Genomic DNA, 15,960 nt, shown 5'->3' on the forward strand with positions numbered 1-15,960 from the left:
ATCCCGGCGATATCGTCGAAGTGGACGAGGATCAGACGTATCCGGGAGGCGTCGTCTTCGATCGGCCCGGTACAGCGGCGCAAAAATCACCATTCGCGAATCCGCATCAATACGAAGAAAATCACGCGTTGACCGGAAAACAACACCATCGAAGCTGCGGCGAATCATTACCGTCTTCAGAAGGCTCGGTATGGGTGGTACGTCCCGCTTTGTTTTTATCATCGCGCGAATAACATCGTTCTACGTGATTCGGTGGTGCGGTCATCCCAAAGCAGGGCATCCTGGGGCCGACAACGACTCCGGGTCCTGCTGTCAGGCTCCACCGAAGTCCACCATTGCGGCGGAGGCACGTTCGACCACCAAATCTACATGCTACCAACGAGGTCGATTATCCCGGCTCCGTGTTCCGGATGCAGCATTGCTACGTGCATGATGCCAATGGTGGTAACTCGGTAAAATCGCGAGCGGAGCGCAACGAGACGTATTATAACTGGACCGAGGCGCCATGTACCACGAGCTCGGAGCTGATTGGGCCGGATCCTGCCGGGGAGTGTCGGAAAACACGGCGCGGGAGGACTCCGACGTCGTCGGCAACGTGCCGCGCAAAAGAAATACATTCGCCGTCGTCCGATTCGGGGGAGATGGGAACCGGCAGAGCAATGGTCGCTATCGCTTCGTGAACAACACCGTGATCACGCTGGGCGGCGGAAGCGCCCGTGTTTCGACTCTTCGACGGGCTGGAGAGCGCTTGAGGCCCATAACAACGTTTTTTCTCCATCGGCGGTTCTGTCAACATGGTCAGGAGGTCGAGGCGGACTGGAGCACTGGACGCAGCTCTTCGCGGGCAGCAACAACTGGGCAATCAATGGGAACGACGAACATCCCGGCCGATTGGAGCGGCACGATCCTGGGGACAACCCGGCTTCCTGAACATCGACGCCAATGACCTGTCATATCGACATGCAAAGTCGCTCGTCGATGCAGGTGCGAATGCGACATCGGGGCCACCCGGTCATGATTTTTCCTCAGCCGCTGGACAAACCGCTGTGGCATCCGCCGTCCCACACCGTCAAGCGAGCGGCGCAGCATCGTCACGGCCGAGCCCGGCGCCATCGATATCGGGGCCTGTGAATTCAATGCTGGTGGCGCTGGTGGGAGCGGTGGCGGCAGCAGCAGAAGCAGCAGTGGGGCTGGGGCGCAGGTGTGGGCGGTAATGGCGGCGGTGGCGGTGGGGGCGGTGATGGCGGTGATGGAGGCAGCGGAAAGAAGGCGGTTTCGGTGCGAGCGGTAATGAACCGGCGGCGTCATCGAGTTGCGGGTGCCCGTACGATGAGGGGATCCTACGGGGAAACGTTGCATGGGCGCTGTCCTTGTTGTCACTTTCAGCATTCGCGAGCAGGCGCAGGCGCAGCTCGTGATTTTGGTAGCGAAAGATCCCGGCCGTACAAGCGTGCGGTTCGAGCGGCAGGAGGATGTGCCGCAGGGGCTCGCTGCGGTCATTCTCATCACTGACGTTGGCGGTCGCGACCTCCGTGACAGACAGCGCATGCCCGCGGACGAGCGAATGCCGCAAGGGTGTGCGGCGGCTGCCCGACCAGGTCGAAGACGTCAGGGCGTGCCGCTGACGCCCCCCCATTGCCACGAATACAGCGCACGATGTCCCTCTTTGTCCTTCGGGCTCAGCGTCATCGTGGGCGAGCCCTTTCCGCAGAAAAACTGCATGACGGATTGAGGATCGTAATCGGTCAGCCTACGCCATTGGTTATTTTCGTAGCTACAGGCATTCACCTCGCCCACGTATTCGTGCCGGTAGCCGAGGATGTGACCCAGCTCGTGACGTAGAATTCCCGTCGAATGCCCTTCGGCCCGAAACCATGCCGGCATGATGTACAGGTACCGATGGCTGGCGAGCTCCCCAGGAAAAAAGGAAAGCGCGACATATTTCGTCGCAGGGTCGTACTTGACGACGAATGTCAGGTCATCGCCGGGTACGAGGCCTTTCTCACCGTCGCGCGGGTGTGGTTCGATGCGTAGACGGCAGTCGCGGCAAACAGCAACCCAATCGGAAGCTGCTTCTTGCAGTTCGCGCACGACGCGGTTGGCATCGAGTCCCCTTGTGGTGAACGAATCCCGATCGATCACGTACGGTGAGATGGCGGCTTTCCAATCCCAGAAATTCCAGCGGCCGTCTTTGATGTCGCCCTTCAATTTGATGGATTGCAAAGTTGCCGGGAGGAGCTTGCCAATCAAAGCTTTTCGTTTGTCGGCGCGCTCGTGCTTGGCCATCGCTCGCTTGATGCCGTGGAGGCGTTGTGCATCAGGGCCGCGGGTCGATGCGATGTAATGAGGGAGGTTTTCGATACCAAACGTCGCCTTCGGAAGACGAGCAACGGTCCGAAGGTGGGCAGAACGCTCGCGAGTTGCGCGATGTTTTGGGCATCAGAGGGATCGGCCATGGCTGCTTGATGCGCCTTGACGATGGGGTGTTGGTTCGCCCCGCATTGGACCCCCAGCATCAGCGCGCCGATGGCCAGCGCGCCGATGCTCGTTCGTGCAACCCGTTGGGTGATCATTGCGACGACCCTGAGAATTGGCTCACGCTCGTGCGGAGGAGGTTCACGAGCTCGGTCGACAACGTGACGCCTAAATAACCTCGAAAGAGAATGGTGTCTTGTGTTGGTGGCGCTTCGCCGGGCTGAAGAATCATGCCGGTTTCGTACGTATCCGCCAAGCGCAAGCCTTTGACGGCGGCAACGCCTCCACCAATGGCAAAACCTGAAATGGGCTCGAAGATGATCCCGGCATAGCCTTGCTCGGGCTTCGAGATGTTGAGATCGATGCCGATTTGCAGGCCGATCCAATCACCTGGTCGAGAGAAGTTGGGTTTGATGGCATGTTGAGGGTGACCTCCAGGGTAGATGTTCAGCGCGAGGGCTGTCTTGACCATGGTATCGGAGACCTGCGAAATGACTCGGTCGGACGAACCCGGCAGAGGGTTTGCGTAATAGTTGCGTTGTCCCATGATCACAACGGGCACCATCAATCCGAGATCGACGAAGTATCGGCCGCGTTCGACGGGGATGCTGAACGTTCGCTTGGAAATGAAGTCGCTGTCCGCATTCTCTTTGGACCGCAGCTCCACACGGAGAGATAGCATTTTCGCGGTGACGGTCATCGTCGTCTCCGCGATCACGGCGGGCGCGACAACTTCTGCTCCCGCGCCGCCAGATGCTCGTGCGAGCGAATCGGTGCTGGTGACACCATTGACGCTAACGCGCGTGAAGTTGGCCTTGTTGTTTGGACCAATCACTTTGATGACCAAGGTTTCGTCGGGCACGAGCTTGGGAATGGTTTCGTCGTCTTGAAAAAGATTGCCTTCGTTATCCATGCAGAAGATGAGGCGATCGCTGCACTTGGCATCGACAAAGGTTTTCCCGAGGTCCAGCTTTTCCGTTACCGGTGGACCGGCAGGGGTTGCCGATGACGCCGCGGGAGGAGCGGTGTTTGCCGATGGCACGTTGGTCGCGATGGGTGCGCTCGATGATGCAGCGGGCGGCGACGCGGACGCACTGCTTGCGGCCGACGAGCTATTGGCGACCGCGGGGGGCTTTTGGTTCGCTGGGGGGGTTTGTGCGTGGACGGCAGCGAGCGGCACGAAACACACGGCGCCAATGACGATGGCCACCGGAAGGCCGATGTTTCGTTCAGGATCCTTGACCGTATTCATATTCCACCTCCGCTACCACCATTGCCGCCCATTCCACCCGAATTGCCCCCGCTGCCCCCGCTGCCGCCACCGCCGCCCGATGAGCTCGATGAGCTCGATGAGCTCGATGAGCTCGATGAGCTCGATGACGACGACGCCGTCGAACTCGACGAACCATTGCCGCCGCTGCCGCCGCCCTCGTCGGGCTCATTCTCTTTTGCCGATGCGAGGCTGATTTTTTTGACGACGGAATAGACGCGTGTGCCGGTGATTTCGCAAATCAAGTCACCAGAAGGCTCTTTTGCAGGTTCGAGGGCTTCCTCCAGCAATTGCACTTCGAGCGATGCCTCTTGGTCGTCGGGGATCACGCTGAGCCGCGTGAGGGCGTAGGTATCGGCACCTGGTCCAAGCGGAATGCAGGATGCACGTTGGGCCGCGGTCTGTCCCGGCAGAACGGGGCCTTCTGCGGGTACGAACAGTCAATGTTTTGCCGCCGCGTGATTGAATGCTCACGTAACGACCGAGTTCCTCGGAACTTGGTTGAGCATCGTCGTTGCTCAGGGCAACGATGAGCAATGGCGCGTCGGACGTGGGTTCACTGCACCCAAGGATGATGCAAGCGATCAGGGGCAATCCCAAGAGCGGGATCATTCTCCTCATGGATTCCTCCAGCACGGCGAAGTCAGCGAGCTGCTTGGCTTCGGGGCATTCGGCGGAGATGCATTTGCATGCCGTGTGCCAATGGGCGCCTGTGTCGCCTCGAAGGGTGACCAAAGGCCGGACGTCGCAACTTGCGGAAAAAACGCGGGGCGGTTCGATGCATTGGCGTGGCCGAGGAATTGTCGGCGCAAAAGATGCGTGTAGCATGCAGGCCATGCGGGAGGTCGGTGTGCGTGGTTGCGCGTGGGGATTGGCATGGCGCCGACGGGCGGTGCTTCGGGAATGGCATGGCGCCGACGGGCGGTGCTTCGGGAATGGCATGGCGCCGACGGGCGGTGCTTCGGGAATGGCATGGCGCCGACGGGCGGTGCTTCGGGAATGGCACGGCGCCGACGGGCGGTGCTTCGGGAATGGCACGGCGCCGACGGGCGGTGCTCCGCCCTGCGCACTTCCGTGAGCGACGGACACCATCGTCGCAATCTGCAATTCTTCGCTGCGCTGTTCGAACCAACTCGAAACATCGTCGATTCGACTTCATGATTCCTTTGGGGGGAAGTCATGAACAGTCGACCTTACGAGCTCTACATTTCGCTCGATGCGCTACAGCAATCATGGCAGGCAACCACGGCGTGGGAAAACGAGGCGCATTTGCGAGCAGCCCTCGTGTCGCTCGAGTTGACGTTCTTGCTCATCGAAGAAACGTGGCGCGATACCCGACGATACGTACGCAAACGAGATCGAATCGACCGTTTGTGGAACAGCGCAACCATGCAAATTCGGCTCCTCGCCGACGTACTCGATAATGCACGTCCACCCGAAAGCACGTTTTCGACGTCGCCGTCGCATTCTACGAATTTATGTGTGCTCCGGACATTCGAGCATCCAAAGCGCAACGTGCGGCATTTTGTCGACGAATATGCCACGCTGCTCGACGAAGTGCCCATTCTGTTGGGATTGGAAGTGGAAATCGAACAATTCGCTGCCGCGTATGGTTTATCAATGCCATCCCGCTGCGCCGAGCGCTTGCAGTTGCCTTACGATACGTGGATCCAACCGGAGCGAATCGCCGCCATTTTCCGACGCCGTACGTTCAATGCCGAGGACCGCTTTGTTTCGCCACGACGCACCAAAGCATCGAATGCTGGATGTTCATCGTTCTGGGCGCATTGGCATCTGCCGAAACGTCGACCGAAAAACAGAATTATGCACAGGCCGCCATGGCGATCGAAAAAGCGACCAAAATCATGACTTATCTATCGGGCGCCATCATGATCCTCGAGACGCTGGTGCTGGCCGATTATCATCCGCTCCGCGTACGTCTTCGTGATGCAAGCGGCGCGCAATCACGCCAAATTGCCGATGCCATGGCCGCATGCCGGCGAATCGGCACGCAATTGAGCACGGACATGCAACGCCGCGAATTGTCTTTTTTGACCATGTACCAAGCTCCCGACGTTCATCCAACCGAACATGCTTTCGCGGAAGCGCTGACGACGCTCGAACATCGGTGCGCCTTATTCTTGTTCAATCATTATAAATTGGCCACGCGTATCCTGGGCTCGGGCAGCTTGGGTTCATTGGGGGTGGAAGTCGGAACGCTCGTGAATCGGTTCGTCGAACCCATGCATCCCGCTCTCGACCAAGCCCGTTATCGGTACAATGTCTTCACGAGTTTTGCGTATGGGCGCCATGCCGGCACCATGGTCAGCGAGCTCGAACGCGCCGACCCCGTATCGAGCCGTCTACCCGCCGCGGTCGATGAAAATCGCATTCGCGAAGTCACCAGCGTGTATTTCGCAGCCATGGAAACCATGGACATCGATCGTTGGGTTGCGCTGTTTTCGAAAAGTGGAACCGTCGAATCGCCCATTGGCAGCCGTCCATTTCGAGGTCATGCGGGACTTCGCGTCATGTTTCGCAATTTCATGAAAGCATTCGCGCCGAGCGTGGTCGTGACCGTACGCGCCGTCCGCATCGATGCTCCACGTGGTTATGCCGAAGTTGATTGGCAAATCGACACGTCTCATCAAAAAATGCCCATTACGTACGCGGGAACCGAATGTTTCCAATTCACGGCTGCTGGAGAATCGCACACGTCGTCGTACACGATGACCCCGAAGAAATTGCTTTGCAAATGTTGTCCCCGGAACGAACGACGCGCTTGTCCTTCGCAAAAAACATGAGTTTTTTCAACGAATTCGTTCGAGCGCTGCGCGAAGAGTCGGCAGTGTCTCCACGACGGCGAGATCGGCATCCAAACGGACGAGCTCTTTGGCCACGGCGCTACGCAATCCACACAAAACGACCTTGGTCCCCAGCAAACGAAGCGCCGCACACGTGCGCAAGAGATGACTTGCCGTCAAAGCGTCCACGTCGTCGAGACCGGTCAAATCCACGATGACGAGCCGAGTCGCTCGCTCGTGCACGCGCGTGAGCAATGCCTGGGTGAGCAATGCTTCGCGCTCGCGATCGATTGCGCCGATGATGGGCATCGCGACGACTCCATGCGCCACTTCGAGGATGGGCGCCGATAATGCCCGAATCGTCTCGGCTTGTTTTTCGACGACCGCCAACTGAGGTTCGAGCTCGCGCACGCTTTGGTTGTACACGTGCACCATTTTCTCGATGCGCGCCTCGTATTGCGCAGTCTCGTCCAATGCCGCCGCGAGATCTTGCTCGCGTTGACGCAATTTGGTCTGCGTTTTACGGAGCGTATGCGCGCATTGACGCAGGCGATCCAAAGTACATGCAATTCGGCCGGACCCGCGGTGAGCGCAGGGCAATCATCACAGGCGCCCATTGTATCGAGGAACTCCTCGAGGGACACGTTCGCCTGTGATGCAACTCCAAGCAAACATTCCGCGCAGCGCATCTTCAAGACCCGAGCAACACCACTGTGAATGTCGCGTCGTGACACACCGTCGTGTCGCGCACGGGGGAAAGCTCGCCATAGGTGTAAAATCCAACTTTGGGAATGGCAGCGTCGAGGGATCGAAACGCACGCCGTATTTCCTCTTGATACCTCGATCCGAGGATCAACTTGCGGCAAGCACAACCAAATATGAGGGCAACGTCGGGCTTGGGCACTTTCTCGAGGGCTTCATTCACGGCCATGCCGGCTGCTTCGAGCAAATCATCTTTGGTGGAACACGTCAGCCGGACCTTCGATCCGACCGCGATTTCGCTGCTCAAAAGCAATCCGCCGCGTTCTTCGTCGAGCTTGCGGACGACACGCACGACATTGGTGCGATCGTCGGAATCCATGTAATCGCCATCGAGGCTGGGTACGCACAAAAGGGGAAACTCGATGCCCACCATCTGCTGATCCCGCACGGTTTGTCCCAGAAATTCTTTGTAAATGCGCAATGCAGGCACACCATCGAGCTCGAGGATGAGGTTTTTTCCTTCCACACGCGTCACCGTACGCACGTTGCCGACGGGCTGAAAACCCGACTTTGCTGCAGTGGCAATGGTCATGTTGCCACGCAAGGCCAAAGCGACCGCGCCACCACTCAACACTTCGCGACCATGAATTTCGTACGTTCGCTCGAATGCCAGATGCTCGGCAGCCACGCCGCCCACGATTGGGAACTTCGTACCCAATACATCTTGCATTCCACGCACGAGATCCGCGGGACTCCCCATGATTCCGTCGGCAAATGTAATGAGGATATTCGGCTCGAATGCTTTGGCTCGTTTTGCAAGCTCGCGACCCGCAGCGCGGCCATCCGGCAACATATGGTCCACCTTGTAGGCAGCACAATCGATGTCGGTAAAACCCATTGCGGTGACCGACCCCGTGAGCGCTTCTTCGGCGTTGATTTCACCAAAACTCGAACACCCTACGACAATGGTATCGTCGGGCAATCGCCGGCCAAGTCCGTCCATGACGCTGCGCGGATCATGTCGGCTGGAGACGAAAAGAAGGATACAGCGCGGAGCTGCACCGAGCTCGAGAATCAACCCCTCGGCAACTTCTTTCCCAGCAATCGTCGATGATGGATGCACGATGGATACGGTCGCTACTCGCATGGTCATCCCCCCAAAAACCACAGCCATTTCGCGGACGACGACGACGCGCCCGGACTCTGCCATGGTCACACCAAGGTGACCGAAGCTCAATGGATGCGCAATGCTGAATTTTGGAAAATGGGAACAATCTGCAAGGCCACCGGAATGCCCGGGACACGTTCATTGCAATGCTTTGGACGTTTGCGCATGGCGGTCATATTGCGAACCGGCGAGAACCTCGGCTGCCATTTCGTTCATTGGTGGCGCCTCGTGCGTGTCGACCAGCGGCACGATGGGGGTAGACATGAGAGGCGCGAAAATGAGAACACGGCGTCGTCACGCCTGCGTACCCAAGGACACGCCCAATGCATTACTTCAACGTCCGATGCCTGAAGAAAACAGGCTCGGTGGTTCTCCTGCAAGCAACGCTCGTCCACCCCGACATCGACACCTTCGGCACCGAACGCCTCTTCGCCTGGAAACTACTTTCGGACTTCGTGTCGCCAGACGATGACGGCGATGACGTGACGCTCGCGCGCAAGTACATCAAGCACGTCGAGGTGGGGCCGCTCGCGCACGGCACGGTGAACAAGCGAGGGCGCGGCTGGTTCTCGATAACGCGTGCGACCGAAGATGTGGACGACGAGGACGCGGAACGTCCAGCCGTGGTGTACACGATCGAGGTGAGCGACCCGTCGCTGCTCTCACAGTTGGAAGAAGGGGACAGCGAGGAGAGCTTGGCCTACGTCGAGCACGACAAGGTGATCCTCGTGGAGACGAGCGCGGGGCCCGCGAATGCTCCGGGCAAAGCCAAGGCGAACAAGGCCAAGGCGAGCAAGGCCAAGGAGACGACGACCAGGGCGAGGAGCAAGGCCACCAAGGACGCCTCGGATCGGGCCGCGTCGCCGCGTGAGGTCAAGTCCTACGACGACCTGCGCAAGGTGTGCTTCGAGCTAATCCGTGACGGGCGCCACTGGCCGGATGCGATCATCGCCTTCCTGGTCCGGTGGGCCGAGGATGCCAGCGACGAGCAGGTCATGGCCTGGCTCGAGGAGCTCTCGGTGCCGGCACGGGCCGGCTCGGTCAGGTCGCCGGTCGGGTGGCGGTGCAGCGCGTGCTGGCCGGCAAGCTCGATTCGGCGCGGCGTTTCGTGGAGGCGGGCGAAGCCGCGCTGCCCGCGGAAGACAAGGCCGAACGCGCTCGCGCCATACAGGGCTCGTGGCCGCCTGGTGGCGTCTGGGCGACGGGGCCCGGGCCGAGCGGGCGTGGAAGGAGCTGTTGGCCGATCGCGAAAGCTACGTATCCGCGCAGGACCTCGGCTGGGTCGCCGCCTTGGGCGGCCAGGTCGATCGCTTCGTGGAGGTCGGCGAGATCGGTAGCATGTTCGACTACGCGACGACCGAAGGCCTCATGGCGCTCTACGCGGATGGCGCCGACGTGTTTTGTGACGCGATCGATCGGTGTACGAACAAGGACACCAGCGAAGAGCTCACCATGGCGCTGCTCCGTCGTGCGCTGAAGGATGGCACCCAGGGAGCGTTCATCGAGCTGGCGCTCCGATACCCCGACATCCTTCTGGGCCGCGGCGAAGGCGAAAGCTGCGTCACCGTTGCGCTGCAGTCGCTCGCGCAGGTGCGGCCTTCCGAGGCGGTGAAGCTGGCCCAGCGCGTGCTCGACGAAGAGCCCTTTTCCTTCGGCTATGGCGCGCACCCGCACGCATTCGCGCTCGTCGCGGCCCACGCACCGAAGGTGGCCGCGCGCTGGGCCGAGGGGCGCGAGGAATTGGCCGACGAGGACACCGAAGAGCGCTGGGCCTACTTCGCGGCGCTCGGTCGAACCGCCGAGGTTCGCGCGGCCCTGCCCAAGGTCAGCGACGGCGCGGTGCTGGTGAAGATCGCCTGCTCGACCCCCGATCGGCCGCTGGCCCTCGATGCACTGCGCGCCCACGTCGCCCATCGCCGAGTCAAGCTGGGCAACCTTGACCAGCCGGCGCTGCTCCGCCTCTGCGAGCTCGGCGAGCGAGCGCTGGTCGACGAGCTGCTCGAGCGGGAGCTGGCGCGGCTCGAACAGCTCAAGCCCAAGGACCGCGACTTGGACTGCCGCGTGTTCTGCCGGTATGCGGCGACGGTCGGCCGCGTCGACTTGGCCCTCCAGGCCTGCAAGCTCCCGACAAAGAGCGTCCGTTATTGCAGCGTCCAAGAGGCGGTGCACGGCTGTGCGACTGTCGGCGACTTCGCCGGTGCGCTCGCCGCGCTCGAGCTCTTCGACGACGACGACCACAAGCGCTCCGCCGTCACCATGAGCCTGCGCGTCACCGAGGCCGCATTCGCGAACGGGCCACGGGGCACGCCGTTCCGCGCTCTGTCCACGGACTGAAAGGGCGTTGAACAGAATCGACCGCCATTCGGGCAGTCAATTCGTACGGATTCAGCGTTACGAATCGCGTTATCCATTCTGCTGAATGACGGCAACGGCTTCTTCGCTCCGCCCGTATGTTATTGGGCGGGAAATGCCATCACGCGCCCATCCTCATTTGGCGGTCTCCATCGCACCCGCGCGTAATCGCTTGTTGTCACACTCGGACGGCCAGGGAAACAGATACGAAAGCGCCACACTGATCAGGATGCCATCCCGAAAACCCGGTTTTGATTCGAGGCTGCGCCCGAGCCACGCCCGGGGTTCATAAGGCGGTTCTTTTCCCTGTGGCAAGTTCGCTGGTCGCGGCCCCGGTCGCTGCCAGAAGCTCAGAGCCGCCACCCCACCATCCCCGGCTTTCCAATCGAATCCCCGAACTCCTCCCATACCCAGCACCGTCACATTTTGAGACCCGAAACGAGCCACATCCCCTGCCTCGCTTTTCAGTTCCCCCGCAAAAGCGTAATTGCTCCAAGAACCAATGGCGTCCACGTTCCATTCGCCTTTGGCATTCATTGCAGGCGACGCCCATTTGCAGCGCAACGCGAACCGCGGACCGTCGAATGCCGAAAACACCCGCGCGGTCTGGGTGGTGCGACATGCAGCCATCACCGTCCGACCTTCGATCTGGCCCCCAAACCCGAATCCGGTGCTCTCCGTGGCGCTCTCGGGCAACGCCAGCACGAACTTGATGCCATTCAACATCGTGTCCACTGTAACATCCCCCGTCACCACGCCCTCAGGAGCGTTTCCCACGCTCGACGACGCCTCTGTCCCGAGCACGCCTTCCGTGGCCGCACGCAGCTCGGCCAGTTGGGACAAGAATGCGCGGTAGTCTCGAATCAGCGCGTCGCCAAAAATCTTCTGCGTGGCCAATTCCCGTCGCAGCGGAGTTGCCGTGCCCGAAAGCCCGGCGACCTGGATGGAAGCCGAACGATCTTCCCCCAAGCCTTTCGGCTTCGGGGATTGCTCGGGATCACACTCGTAGGCATTAAAGCCCAAGGGGCCCTCGACGGTCAGCTCGGGCCCCTGGGACAGCCCCGGATCGAGCACGAACTGGCCGCCAGCGCAGCTCGAAATGCAAACGACTGCGCCTACGAGCCATCCCCACTGCAAGAAGTCTTTCACGCGACCACTCTCGCACGAGGCGAGGCGGGCGTACAGCCGGAACGTGGCGCCGCGAGAAAGATCTCCTACGTCGGGCTCCCGATCGTCATACGCGAACCTATCCGCCTGTCGCCGGCATAGCCGACTTCGCGGGCGGCGTGGGAGCGGAAACCGATGGAGGTGGCGAAGCTGCCGATGGCGCTGGGGTGGCGCCGGATGCTGGTGGCGAAGCTGAAGGTGGTGACGCGATGGCGGCCGATGCGGATACCGACGCTGCGGATGCCGATGCGCCAGCGCTCGTCGCCGTCGAAGGCGATCCTACGGAAGCCGGCGTATGCTTGGTCCGAGACCGAGGAGTGGCCATCGTCGACGCAGACGTCGACGCACTGGGGGCGGACGGCGCATGAGATGCTCGGTGATTCGACGGTGTCGTCGCCGATCCGGAAGACGGAGCCAATTCGACCGATTCCCCGTTTACGAGTCGCGTCCATATTCTTGTCCAGATCCATGGATCCATGACGAAGAACCCGCCGCCGATCAATGCAATGGTCATCGCAACCATGGCCGCCACGATGAGCCACCGCGACCGTTTCCGCGTGGATTTTGCACGGTAATTGGCCCACGGGCTACTCCTTGGGCGACCATCGCTGGGCATGATGATACGCTTTGGAGCTTCGTTTGCGCCGTCTCCCAGAACCTGCTCCCCTGTTTTGGAATCGAGCACGACCGGCGCGGCGGGGGCGGCCGCTTCCAATGCTTCATTGCGACTGGATGCATTGACGGTAATCGTGTCGTCGACCGCTTCCGACGACTGTCGAATGCTCGAATCCTCGACACGCGACACCACGGGCACGACCGATGCCGTTGCCAACGGCTGCAAAGCCGTCATCAATTCACGAACCGACTGGTACCGGTGTTCGGGTTGTTTTTCCAAGCAACGCAATACGATCTCCTCGAATTCAGGAGGAATGCCTTCGCGTAAGTGGCTTGGTGGAACGGGATGAGCGTTGAGCACTTTTTTCAGGATTTCCACCACGGTCTCGCCGGGAAATGGCATGTGTCCGGTGGCGAATTCATACAGAATGACCCCGAGTGCCCAGATGTCGCTGCGCGGATCCGTCGCGTTGTCCAGTCGTTCGGGCGACATATAGAGCGGGGAACCGACGAAATTGCCCGTTGCCGTCACGCTTGGCGTCTTGCTGGAGCTGTGATCGAGCTGCTTCGAGATACCGAAGTCGAGCACCTTGACGCACGGCGTTCCATTGGGCCGCCGGGTCAGAAACAGGTTCGACGGCTTGAGATCTCGATGCACGATACCCGCCGCGTGTGCTTCCGCGACGGCCTCGCATGCCTGAAGCACATAGAGAGCGGCCTCGTTGTAAGGGAAAAATTGACGTGCGCGCAAAACACCATCCAGGTCGTCCCCATCGAGGTACTCGATGACCATGTACGGCGCGCCGTTCTCGAGACGCCCGACATCGTGGACGCGCGCCACGTGTTCGCCCTTGAGCTTCGCACATGCGCGCGCTTCGTTCAGGAACCGTGTCACGGCATCACGATGCTCGAGCACCTCGGGCAGCATCAACTTGATGGCAAAAAGCTCGCCCAGCTCCTCGTGCCGCGCGGCGACGACGTACCCCATCCCTCCCTCACCAAGCACCTGCTCGACGCGGTATTTCCCCAGCAAAATCGTACCTGGCTGCACAGGTTCCATCATCGTCGTGCGCTTCGAAGTAACGAGTTGTCGCGACCGGGGCCATCGTACCAACACATGCGGCATCGCTGCAAGGAAAGGGATGAACGAGCGAGCCGAAAGAGTCGAGTGTACGGCCCCAGCCGGATGAGCCACGTTCGACAAGCTCGAAATGTGGCCCGCTCACTTCCGCGGGATCGGCATTCGGATTGACGATCCCCCCTGACCGAGAGCGATTGGCCCGAGGTCGATCGCGCAGCGCACTTTGCACGATAACGCAGATTCTGCAGGCGTCATGTTCGGCGATTGTTCGGTTTTCGAGCGTTTCCAGCCTGGCATGGCGATTGAAAACGGGTCGATCCGCAGGAGCGTCGAATCATGAACCGATCGTTTTTGCCGGCAGCCATCGTGAGCGCACTCCTGGTGAGCGCGTGCAGCGGACGTTGCGAGTACGATGCACGTATCATTACCGCGCGCGTCACCCTTTCCCCGCCTTCATCCGACGAACTTTATAATTGTATCAATGACCCCGTAGCGGTCGAGCTCACGTGGGACGGCGGGAGCGATTCATTCAGGACCACCAATTGGGAGAACCCACCACGCGCATGCATCGAATCACTTGGACTCGTCGACGGCGCGGAGGTGAGAATTCTACTTACGGAGAACACCGGTGGAGGAGGCGCGACATGGAATGGCCTCGTGATGTGCGAACCCTACACAGTGACCTTGATGGATATCGATCCCGCAGCTTGCGATGAGGCTTGTAATGCAGCGCCGGTATGCCCTGCGTCCCCACCCAAGGCCGGCGACCGTTGTTTTGCGGATGTGTTGTGTCATTACGGTTATCCCGTCGCCTGCGAGCCGGGACCAGGCACGAGCACGTATCACGAGTGCAGCAATGGCATCTGGACGGTCTCGGAGAAAGAGAATTGTGTCGTGTGTGGCGTATCCTGCGACCCACCGTGCCTCTATTGCGCAGACAAAGCCTTTTTCACTCCTGCCGAACCGGGTCCATTCTGCACGGACACATCGGAAACGCTCTATGCTGCATTGATGACCTGCACGTGTACGCCCGGCAATCCATGCGAACCGGTATGCAACACAGGGTATTGCGTCGGCGCCCCAATGACGGCGGAATGCGAAAACTGCCTCACGACGGTGCCGCAACCCGACGGCTGCCAGACGGAGTTCGAGGCGTGCATGAACGACCTCTGACTCGTGCAACTCGTGTCAACCACATAGAGAGAAAAAGCTCGCTGTTTACGTGGTGAACACGTCCGCCGCGGACGTGGCTGTCTTTGCGCGGAGCAGCCATCGCTGCAGGACGGCGGGATCATCGCAAGACATGAGGACTGCGCGAGCATTGTCGGGGCAATCGATCCCGCGCACGTCGAGCAGCGTGGAGATGGCGTCGCGTAATGCAGTAACGGCCTGGTTGGCCTTTGCCTCGGCCTCGTTGGCCTTTGCCTCCGCCTCGTCGGCCTTCGCCTCCAGATCCTCCACCATGCCCGTCAAACGGCCGATCAAATCATCCGACCCGAAGAGCTCGGCCATCCCCTGGAAAAACCGCAGCGTGCCGCCCTGAATTGCAAGGTCGAGCCCGAGCACCTGCGAGCTGTACCGGCCCCCTTGCGGAACGATGCGTGTATAACGCGCCGCTTTCGGTTCCTCGAGCCGGTATCCGTGGATCCTCTGCTGCGCGCGATCATAAATGAAATACTCGGGGATCCCGAGGCGCGCGTAACGCTCGACGTTGTCGACGAGATCCTTCCGTCGGTCACCCCTGTGCAACACCTCGAGCACGAAATCGAGCCCCCTGCCCTCGTCGACCACCACCCACGCCATCCGCTCGTCATCCTCGATTTGGGGCACATCGAGCACGGCAAGGACATCCGGGGAAAACGATTCCTCGCCGGGATAGAGGACCGCCATCTCCTCGGCCAAGTAGATGACGCGCCCCATCGTCTTGAAGTGCAACCCGAGCATGTCGATGGCCCGGACCTTGGCCTTCTTGTGAGGCCGCCCTTCGCTCATCATGCGGACGGGATCCGACAGGGCGTCGTTGACGTCGACAAGGAACCGCTCGCGCTCGTCCGGCGTCATCGAGCGCCAGGTTTCCTTGGTGGGGGCGATCGGAATCGGACGCGGCTGACCCGCTTGTGCGCGAACGTTGGTGGCCATCGGCCGCGAGCTTAGCAGACGGCTCGCGCGGCCGACACGTTTTTTCGATGACATCGCAGCTCGCGAACCGTGGCGTGCCCAGAAAAGCAACTCGAAGGTCTAGTTCGTTTTGTGCGTACTTGCCAACGAACACAGTGTTGACTCATGTCCGCTTGGAATGCGACACGGTCCAGCCATGCGCTTCGTC

14 protein-coding genes are annotated in these 15,960 nt (G+C 60.5%); 5 read left to right on the top strand and 9 right to left on the bottom strand.

What is annotated here, in order from left to right; translation table 11 throughout:
- Positions 1-1,069 precede the first annotated feature (1,069 nt).
- The 4 genes from IPM54_34550 to IPM54_34565 all read right to left on the bottom strand — a co-directional run bounded on the left by IPM54_34550 (position 1,070) and on the right by IPM54_34565 (position 4,074).
- Positions 1,070-1,573 (bottom strand): hypothetical protein, encoded by a 504-nt coding sequence (locus IPM54_34550; protein MBK9264889.1) that lies wholly within the window; start codon positions 1,571-1,573, stop codon positions 1,070-1,072.
- A 35-nt stretch (positions 1,574-1,608) separates the two neighbouring features.
- Positions 1,609-2,286 (bottom strand): hypothetical protein, encoded by a 678-nt coding sequence (locus tag IPM54_34555; GenBank protein ID MBK9264890.1) that lies wholly within the window; start codon positions 2,284-2,286, stop codon positions 1,609-1,611.
- Positions 2,287-2,569: 283 nt separating this feature from the next.
- Positions 2,570-3,727, bottom strand: coding sequence for a hypothetical protein (locus IPM54_34560; GenBank protein ID MBK9264891.1), 1,158 nt, complete (start codon positions 3,725-3,727; stop codon positions 2,570-2,572).
- Positions 3,724-4,074, bottom strand: coding sequence for a hypothetical protein (locus tag IPM54_34565; protein MBK9264892.1), 351 nt, complete (start codon positions 4,072-4,074; stop codon positions 3,724-3,726). Before IPM54_34565 ends, IPM54_34560 begins: the two co-directional genes overlap by 4 nt.
- A gap of 850 nt (positions 4,075-4,924) precedes the next feature.
- Between IPM54_34565 and IPM54_34570 the strand changes: the two genes are divergently transcribed.
- Together IPM54_34570 and IPM54_34575 are read left to right on the top strand one after the other, a co-directional pair.
- On the top strand, positions 4,925-5,614 hold the full coding sequence (locus tag IPM54_34570; protein MBK9264893.1) for a hypothetical protein: 690 nt from the start codon (positions 4,925-4,927) through the stop codon (positions 5,612-5,614).
- Positions 5,512-6,549, top strand: coding sequence for a nuclear transport factor 2 family protein (locus IPM54_34575; GenBank protein MBK9264894.1), 1,038 nt, complete (start codon positions 5,512-5,514; stop codon positions 6,547-6,549). The genes IPM54_34570 and IPM54_34575 overlap by 103 nt, the downstream gene beginning before the upstream one ends.
- Positions 6,550-6,555: 6 nt before the next feature.
- Here IPM54_34575 and IPM54_34580 read toward each other — a convergent pair whose 3' ends face one another.
- A complete protein-coding gene (locus IPM54_34580) occupies positions 6,556-7,056 on the bottom strand; it encodes an STAS domain-containing protein (protein MBK9264895.1) in 501 nt (166 codons plus the stop codon).
- Between the two features lie 184 nt (positions 7,057-7,240).
- Positions 7,241-8,461, bottom strand: coding sequence for an FIST C-terminal domain-containing protein (locus tag IPM54_34585; GenBank protein MBK9264896.1), 1,221 nt, complete (start codon positions 8,459-8,461; stop codon positions 7,241-7,243).
- 281 nt (positions 8,462-8,742) lie between these two features.
- Here IPM54_34585 and IPM54_34590 point away from each other — a divergent pair, with 281 nt between their 5' ends.
- Positions 8,743-9,756, top strand: coding sequence for a hypothetical protein (locus IPM54_34590; GenBank protein MBK9264897.1), 1,014 nt, complete (start codon positions 8,743-8,745; stop codon positions 9,754-9,756).
- Positions 9,656-10,753, top strand: a complete 1,098-nt coding sequence (locus IPM54_34595) for a hypothetical protein (protein MBK9264898.1) — start codon at positions 9,656-9,658, stop codon at positions 10,751-10,753. The genes IPM54_34590 and IPM54_34595 overlap by 101 nt, the downstream gene beginning before the upstream one ends.
- A gap of 153 nt (positions 10,754-10,906) precedes the next feature.
- Here the strand turns inward: IPM54_34595 and IPM54_34600 are convergent, their stop codons facing one another.
- Both IPM54_34600 and IPM54_34605 read right to left on the bottom strand, forming a co-directional pair.
- Positions 10,907-11,920, bottom strand: coding sequence for a hypothetical protein (locus IPM54_34600; GenBank protein ID MBK9264899.1), 1,014 nt, complete (start codon positions 11,918-11,920; stop codon positions 10,907-10,909).
- 97 nt (positions 11,921-12,017) lie between these two features.
- On the bottom strand, positions 12,018-13,616 hold the full coding sequence (locus IPM54_34605) for a serine/threonine protein kinase (protein ID MBK9264900.1): 1,599 nt from the start codon (positions 13,614-13,616) through the stop codon (positions 12,018-12,020).
- A 354-nt stretch (positions 13,617-13,970) separates the two neighbouring features.
- Between IPM54_34605 and IPM54_34610 the strand changes: the two genes are divergently transcribed.
- On the top strand, positions 13,971-14,807 hold the full coding sequence (locus IPM54_34610) for a hypothetical protein (GenBank protein MBK9264901.1): 837 nt from the start codon (positions 13,971-13,973) through the stop codon (positions 14,805-14,807).
- A gap of 45 nt (positions 14,808-14,852) precedes the next feature.
- On the opposite strand, the gene IPM54_34615 is transcribed toward IPM54_34610, so the two are convergent.
- Positions 14,853-15,773 carry a Uma2 family endonuclease gene (locus IPM54_34615; protein MBK9264902.1) on the bottom strand — a complete coding sequence of 307 codons (921 nt, stop codon included), beginning with the start codon at positions 15,771-15,773 and terminating at the stop codon, positions 14,853-14,855.
- Positions 15,774-15,960: the final 187 nt, after the last annotated feature.

Source organism: Polyangiaceae bacterium (assembly GCA_016715885.1).
Taxonomy (GTDB): Bacteria; Myxococcota_A; Polyangia; order Polyangiales; family Polyangiaceae; genus Polyangium.

Excerpts from the sequence above, each read along its gene's own strand:
- IPM54_34555 (MBK9264890.1), bottom strand. The coding sequence starts at position 2,286 with ATGGCCAAGCACGAGCGCGCCGACAAACGAAAAGCTTTGATTGGCAAG.
- IPM54_34560 (MBK9264891.1), bottom strand. The coding sequence starts at position 3,727 with ATGAATACGGTCAAGGATCCTGAACGAAACATCGGCCTTCCGGTGGCC.
- IPM54_34570 (MBK9264893.1), top strand. The coding sequence starts at position 4,925 with ATGAACAGTCGACCTTACGAGCTCTACATTTCGCTCGATGCGCTACAG.
- IPM54_34575 (MBK9264894.1), top strand. The coding sequence starts at position 5,512 with ATGTTCATCGTTCTGGGCGCATTGGCATCTGCCGAAACGTCGACCGAA.
- IPM54_34585 (MBK9264896.1), bottom strand. The coding sequence starts at position 8,461 with ATGGCAGAGTCCGGGCGCGTCGTCGTCGTCCGCGAAATGGCTGTGGTT.
- IPM54_34590 (MBK9264897.1), top strand. The coding sequence starts at position 8,743 with ATGCATTACTTCAACGTCCGATGCCTGAAGAAAACAGGCTCGGTGGTT.
- IPM54_34605 (MBK9264900.1), bottom strand. The coding sequence starts at position 13,616 with ATGATGGAACCTGTGCAGCCAGGTACGATTTTGCTGGGGAAATACCGC.
- IPM54_34610 (MBK9264901.1), top strand. The coding sequence starts at position 13,971 with ATGAACCGATCGTTTTTGCCGGCAGCCATCGTGAGCGCACTCCTGGTG.
- IPM54_34615 (MBK9264902.1), bottom strand. The coding sequence starts at position 15,773 with ATGGCCACCAACGTTCGCGCACAAGCGGGTCAGCCGCGTCCGATTCCG.